Source organism: Chitinophaga sp. (assembly GCF_036566945.1).
Taxonomy (GTDB): domain Bacteria; phylum Bacteroidota; class Bacteroidia; order Chitinophagales; family Chitinophagaceae; genus Chitinophaga.
Window position 1 is genome coordinate 1 of the sequence record NZ_DATCVJ010000439.1, and the last position, 6,349, is coordinate 6,349.

4 protein-coding genes are annotated in these 6,349 nt (G+C 45.8%); 3 read left to right on the forward strand and 1 reads right to left on the reverse strand.

Features of this window, described 5'->3' with window-relative positions:
• Positions 1–361, forward strand: a 361-nt coding sequence (locus VIP81_RS13350) for a MutS-related protein (protein ID WP_414649341.1), incomplete at its 5' end; no start/stop codon positions are given.
• Between the two features lie 141 nt (positions 362–502).
• Positions 503–2,041: a YifB family Mg chelatase-like AAA ATPase gene (locus VIP81_RS13355; protein ID WP_331961248.1), complete on the forward strand. Its 1,539-nt coding sequence runs from the start codon at positions 503–505 to the stop codon at positions 2,039–2,041.
• 55 nt (positions 2,042–2,096) lie between these two features.
• On the opposite strand, the gene VIP81_RS13360 is transcribed toward VIP81_RS13355, so the two are convergent.
• Positions 2,097–4,223, reverse strand: coding sequence for an elongation factor G (locus tag VIP81_RS13360; protein WP_331961251.1), 2,127 nt, complete (start codon positions 4,221–4,223; stop codon positions 2,097–2,099).
• 149 nt (positions 4,224–4,372) lie between these two features.
• Between VIP81_RS13360 and VIP81_RS13365 the strand changes: the two genes are divergently transcribed.
• Positions 4,373–6,151: an ABC transporter ATP-binding protein gene (locus tag VIP81_RS13365; RefSeq protein ID WP_331961254.1), complete on the forward strand. Its 1,779-nt coding sequence runs from the start codon at positions 4,373–4,375 to the stop codon at positions 6,149–6,151.
• Positions 6,152–6,349: the final 198 nt, after the last annotated feature.

The following is a 6,349-nucleotide window of genomic DNA, read 5'->3' on the forward strand; positions in this document are numbered from 1 at the left end:
TGAAGTATTACGTATCAAGAATACTATTCTGCAAATTAGTAACGGCAAAAACTGGCTGGTGCTGATTGATGAAATGTTTAAAGGTACCAATGTGGAAGACGCCAGAAACTGTTCACTGGCCGTCATCCGGGGATTACTGCAAAGTACCAACTGCCTCTTTATTCTGTCTACCCACCTCTATGAAATAGCGGAAGATCTCCGTGCCGAGCAACGCATTCAATTCAAATATTTTGAATCTACTGTGATAGAAGATGACCTTCATTTTACTTATCTGTTGAAAGATGGTATCGCCAAAGAAAAGATCGGATACCTGATCCTGAAAAGGGAGAAGGTGCTGGATTTGCTGACACAGATCAAGTAGGCGGAGAGAGGAAGGCTTAAAGCAAAAAGCTATTGAACGAAGATGGGGAGCGAAGATGCTTTTCATTATCTGTTTCAATAGCTTTTTGCTTTAAGCCTTCCGCTTTTTGCGTATCTTCATGATAGTTAACCCAACATCCATATGATTGTTAAAACCTTCGGCAGCGCTATACAGGGCGTTAATGCCATCACCATTACCATAGAGGTAAATGTATCTTCCCAGGGAAATAAATTATTTATAGTAGGGCTGCCGGACAATGCGGTAAAAGAAAGTGAGCGGCGTATTGAATCCACTATTCAATGTATGGGATTGCGCATGCCCAGAACCCGGACGGTGGTAAATATGGCGCCCGCAGATATCCGTAAAGCCGGTGCTGCCTATGATTTGCCCATTGCTACCGGTATTATGGCCGCATCCGGTCAAATACCGGCTACGCACCTGGAAACCTATCTGATGATGGGTGAGTTGTCGCTGGATGGCACCATACAGCCCATTAAAGGCGCGTTGCCCATGGCTATGCAGGCGCAGAAAGACGGTTTCCAGGGATGCATACTGCCCAAACAAAATGCACGGGAAGCTGCCATGGTGAATGGATTGAAAGTATATGGCATTTCACATATTTCAGAAGCCGTTAACTTTTTTCATGATCCCAACACCTTGCAACCAGTAGTACCGGCCCGCGATGAATTTTATATTACACAGGACCAGTTTGAGGTAGATTTCAGTGAAGTAAAAGGGCAGCATCAGATAAAGCGTGCGCTGGAAATAGCAGCAGCAGGTGGGCATAATGCTATTTTAATTGGTCCGCCAGGGGCCGGAAAAACTATGCTGGCCAAGCGTTTGCCTACGATCCTTCCTCCCCTCACCCTGCAGGAAGCATTGGAAACGACCAAAATACATTCTGTGGCGGGGAAACTACCGCAACATGCCTCGCTGATTGTACACCGGCCGTTCCGTTCTCCACATCATACTATTAGCGATGCGGCGCTGGTAGGTGGTGGCAGTATTCCACAACCGGGAGAAATTTCGCTGGCGCATAATGGCGTGTTATTCCTCGATGAATTGCCGGAGTTTAAACGGAAAGTGCTGGAGGTAATGCGGCAGCCGGTAGAAGAAAGAAAAGTGTCCATTTCAAGGGCCAAAATGGCGATTGATTTTCCGGCCAGCTTCATGTTACTCGCATCCATGAATCCTTGTCCCTGTGGGTATTTCAACCATCCTGAAAAAGAATGTTCCTGTGCTCCCGGACAAGTGCAGCAATATTTGAATAAAGTATCGGGGCCTTTGCTGGATCGTATAGACTTACACGTAGAAGTTACGCCTGTTAAATTTGCTGACTTATCATCCGGTAACGCTGCCGAGAAAAGTACGTATATACGTGACCGTGTGATCACGGCACGTGGTATACAAGCTGATAGATTTTCTGCTTATCCTGATATACATTGCAATGCGCAGATGCATAGTAAATTGCTCGCTGCTGTATGTGTGGTCAGTGATCGTTGCCGGGAACAGTTGGGGCAGGCCATGCAAAAACTAAAATTATCGGCGCGGGCATATGACAGGATACTGAAGGTGAGTCGCACGATTGCGGATCTGGAAGGTAGCAGGAGTGTAGAGCCTGCGCATATGGCGGAGGCCATACAGTTCAGGAGTCTTGACAGGGAAGGATGGGGTAACTAGGGCTGTTTACATTAGCACATGCGATGCGCGACTATCAATGGACGCTGCAGCCGCCTTAAATACTCAAATCTTCCTTGTAGTTTTCGCTTAATTTCTTTTGCATGTCTGCCGGTACCGGTGCATATTCAGCAAACTGCGATTTTAATTTTGCCTTGCCTTGTGTAACGTTACGCAAAGCGGCGAAGAGCTTATCTATTTCTGCCTGTGGGGTACGTGCTTTAATGACCTGATAACCATTTAGTGTATCCATGCCCGTTATGATACTGCGATGTGTTTGCAGTTCACTCATAATATCGCCCATCATCACGTCTGGGGCAATGGCTTCCAGGTCATACACCGGTTCCAGCAATTGCGGGGCTGCCTGATGGAAGGCATCGCGAAAAGCCATCATACCGGCTATTTTAAAGGAAATATCGTTGCTGTCAACCGGGTGCATTTTTCCGTCGTATACACTTACCCGTATATCACGTACATACGATCCCGTTAGAGGGCCTTCCTGCATTTTTTCCATGACGCCCTTGAGAATGGAAGGCAGGAAACGATTGTCGATAGCGCCTCCTACGATGCAGTTATTGAATACCAGTTTACCGCCCCAGTTGAGTGCTATTTCTTCAGAGTCGCGCACCGTATGTTCTTTATACGGTGGCATACCCTCATACCAGGGTTCTATTTTCATGAATACCTCACCAAACTGTCCGGCGCCACCGGATTGTTTTTTATGGCGATAAGAAGCCTGTGCGGGTTTCTGTATTGTTTCGCGGTAGGGGATTTTCGCGGTATGGAAGGCGATCTGCATTTTATAAATGTTTTCCAGCCGCCATTTGGTCACGAGTAAATGCAGTTCTCCCTGACCGTGGAGGATAACCTGTTTCAGTTCCCGGTTGAATTCTATCAGCAGGGTAGGATCTTCCATGTGGATTTCTGCCAGTACTTCACTGAGCTTTTCATCATCTGCCTTATTCTTTGCCTCGATGGCTACGCGTACTTTGGGAGTGGGGAAGTCGATGGGGACAATTTCTCCGGGGAAATTCTTTTCTGCAAGTGTATGGTTGGTAAAAGTATTTTTCATTTTAAGGGTGCAGCCGATGTCTCCTGCCTGCAGGCGTTCTACGGCGTTACGGTTTTTACCGTCTGCGATAAACAGCTGGCTGATACGCTCCGTCGTGTTTCCCTGCGTATTGATCAGTTCCATACCGCTTTTCACTTCTCCCGACATTACTTTAAAATAAGTGAGCCTGCCTATATGTGGCTCCTGTAAAGTTTTGAATACAAACAGCGCGGCAGCGCCGGATGCATCGCAGGGAACGGATTTACCATTGGTGGTTGTTTCAGCGGGCATTTCAATAGCGGAAGGCGCTACATTGTCTATAAATCCCATCAGGCGGCCGCTTCCCATGTTTTTTTTAGCCGACAGGCAGAACACGGGAAATACCTGGTGATTGAGCATGCCTATTTTGATGCCTTGCCTTAATTCGTCCTCATCCAGACTACCTTTTTCAAAATACAGCTCCATGAGCTGATCATCGTTTTCGGCGGCTTTTTCCACGAGTTCGTTGTGCAGCTGGTCGGCGCGTTCCTTTTCATGATCGGGAATGGGTAGTTTTTCTGGTTTACCACCGTTTTCGGGGAAACGGTACATGGTCATTTTCAGGAGATCGATGATGGCATTGAATCCGGGGCCCTGGTTCACGGGATACTGCATGACGGTGACCGGATGTCCAAGTATGCGGACGGCGTCTTCCACGGTTTTATTAAAATTGGCTAATTCGGCATCCAGCTGATTCACCGCCAGGATGGTGGGTTTCCGGTACTTATCTACATAATCCCATACCAGTTCAGTGCCTACTTCCACCCCATATTGGGCGTTAAGCAGCATGACTGCGGTGTCGGATACACGTATGGCAGCGATGACTTCTCCTATAAAATCTTCCAGGCCGGGGGTATCAATAATATTGATTTTATAATCTTTCCATTCGGTGTGCATCAGGGTCGCATATACGGAGTTCCCGCGCTCATGCTCAATTTCATGATAGTCAGAAATTGTATTTTTTTCTTCGATCGTACCTCGTTTACTGATGATGCCGGCTTCGAATAACATGGTTTCAGAGAGGGTAGTTTTGCCGCTTTTGGGTGCACCTAACAGTACGATGTTTTTGATATGTTTTTCATCATACGTCTTCATATGTGGAGATTTATTTAGATAATCCTTTATCACCTATGCCTTTAAAAGAACTTACTATTAAGTTAACCATTTTTGGCTAAAATAGCCAGTACTTTTCCCTGCAATATGTGGCAACATGCAGTAACTTTGCACCTCAGGAAATCGGACATATGAAACTATTACTGCATTATTTAAAGAGATATAAATGGTTGGTCGTATTAGCAATGGCTTTGGCCAGTATTAACCAGCTTTTCTCACTGATGGACCCTATGATCTTTGGATGGATCATTGACAGGTTTGCCTCTCATCCCCAACTGACAACAAAGGGGGGAACTATTTTCAGGCCGGAAAATGACTATTTATGGGGCGTACTGCTGTTGGTGGGCGCTGCCATAGGTGTGGCCATGGTATCCAGGATTGCCAAAGCATTCCAGGATTATTTTGTGAACGTGATTGTTCAGAAATTTGGGGCCCAGGTGTATACCGACGGGCTTAAGCACTCTCTCCGACTGCCATATCAACAGTTTGAAGATCAGCGCAGTGGTGAAACGCTGGCCATTCTGCAAAAAGTGAGGGTAGACTGTGAAAAGTTTATTACTGCTTTTGTGAATGTGTTGTTTGTATCCATGATAGGCGTATTGTTTGTGATGGTGTACGCCGCTACTGTGCACTGGACCTTGCCTTTTGTGTATCTCACCGGTTGTATTTTGCTCACTATTCTCATGAGTTTACTGAGCAGGAAAATTAAGGTGATACAGAAGACGATTGTAAAAGAAACCACTGCATTGGCGGGATCTACTACCGAATCGCTTCGTAACATTGAACTGGTAAAGAGTTTGGGATTAACCAACCAGGAAATACGGCGGTTAAATTCCACTACCCTGAAAATTTTAATGCTGGAACTGAAAAAAGTGCGGAGCATCCGCAGCATCAGTTTTGTGCAGGGTACATTTGTGAACCTGATGCGTTCCAGCATCCTGTTTCTGCTGTTGTTTTATATTTATCATGGTACGGTAAGTATAGGACAACTGATGACATTACAACTGTATTCCTTCTTCATTTTTGGCCCGTTGCAGGAGTTAGGTAATATCATTCTCAACTACCGGGAGGCGCAGGTATCGCTGTTAAACTTCCAGGGCATTTTGAGTACGCCAGTGGAGGAAATGCCGGCCAACCCGGTGAAGGTGAACCATATCAATGAACTGCTTTTCAAGCAGGTAGGCTTTAAACACCTGACTGCGGCCACCAAAGCACTGGATCACGTAAATTTCTCTGTAAAAGTAGGTGAAACCATTGCCTTTGTGGGGCCTTCCGGTTCCGGAAAAACCACCCTGGTAAAGATGTTAGTAGGATTATACAAAGCCAACGAAGGGCATATTTACTATAATGGCGTAGATGCCAATGAAGTGGATATGGAAGAACTTCGTCACCAGGTAGGCTTTGTAACGCAGGATACACAGCTGTTTGCAGGTACTATTAAAGAAAACCTGTTGTTTGTGAATCCCGGCGCCAGCGATGCCGAAGTGATGGAAGCACTGAACAAAGCATCCTGTTATTCTTTACTGGCGCGGGCCGACAAAGGTCTTGAAACCGTGATTGGGGAAGGCGGTATTAAAATTTCCGGTGGAGAAAAACAACGTTTATCCATTGCGAGAGCGCTGTTGCGTAAACCACGTTTGCTGGTATTTGATGAAGCTACATCTGCACTGGACTCTATTACAGAAGAAGAAATTACGACGACTGTTCGTGAAGTAACTTCCACCAAGCAACATATCACCGTGATGATTGCGCATCGTTTGAGCACGATCATGCATGCAGATCGCATTTATGTACTGGAAAAAGGACGTATTGTAGAAGTGGGCAAGCATGAAGATCTGGTAGAGGAAAAGGGCCTGTATTACGCTATGTGGAGGCAACAGATTGGAGAGCGGAAAGTGGAAGCGGTATAAAGCGGGGGTGAGCGCCTTCGGCGCTTGTCTTTGTCCAGGATTAGACTGATTTTGATGATTTTGATGATTTTATTTCTCTTATGGAAACGTGCATTCTTCTTTATAGGAAACTTTCTGCAGAATGATAAAGATATTTTATGAAATCAGTCTAATCATCAAAATCAGTCTAATCCTGGACAAAGACAAGCGCCGAAGGCG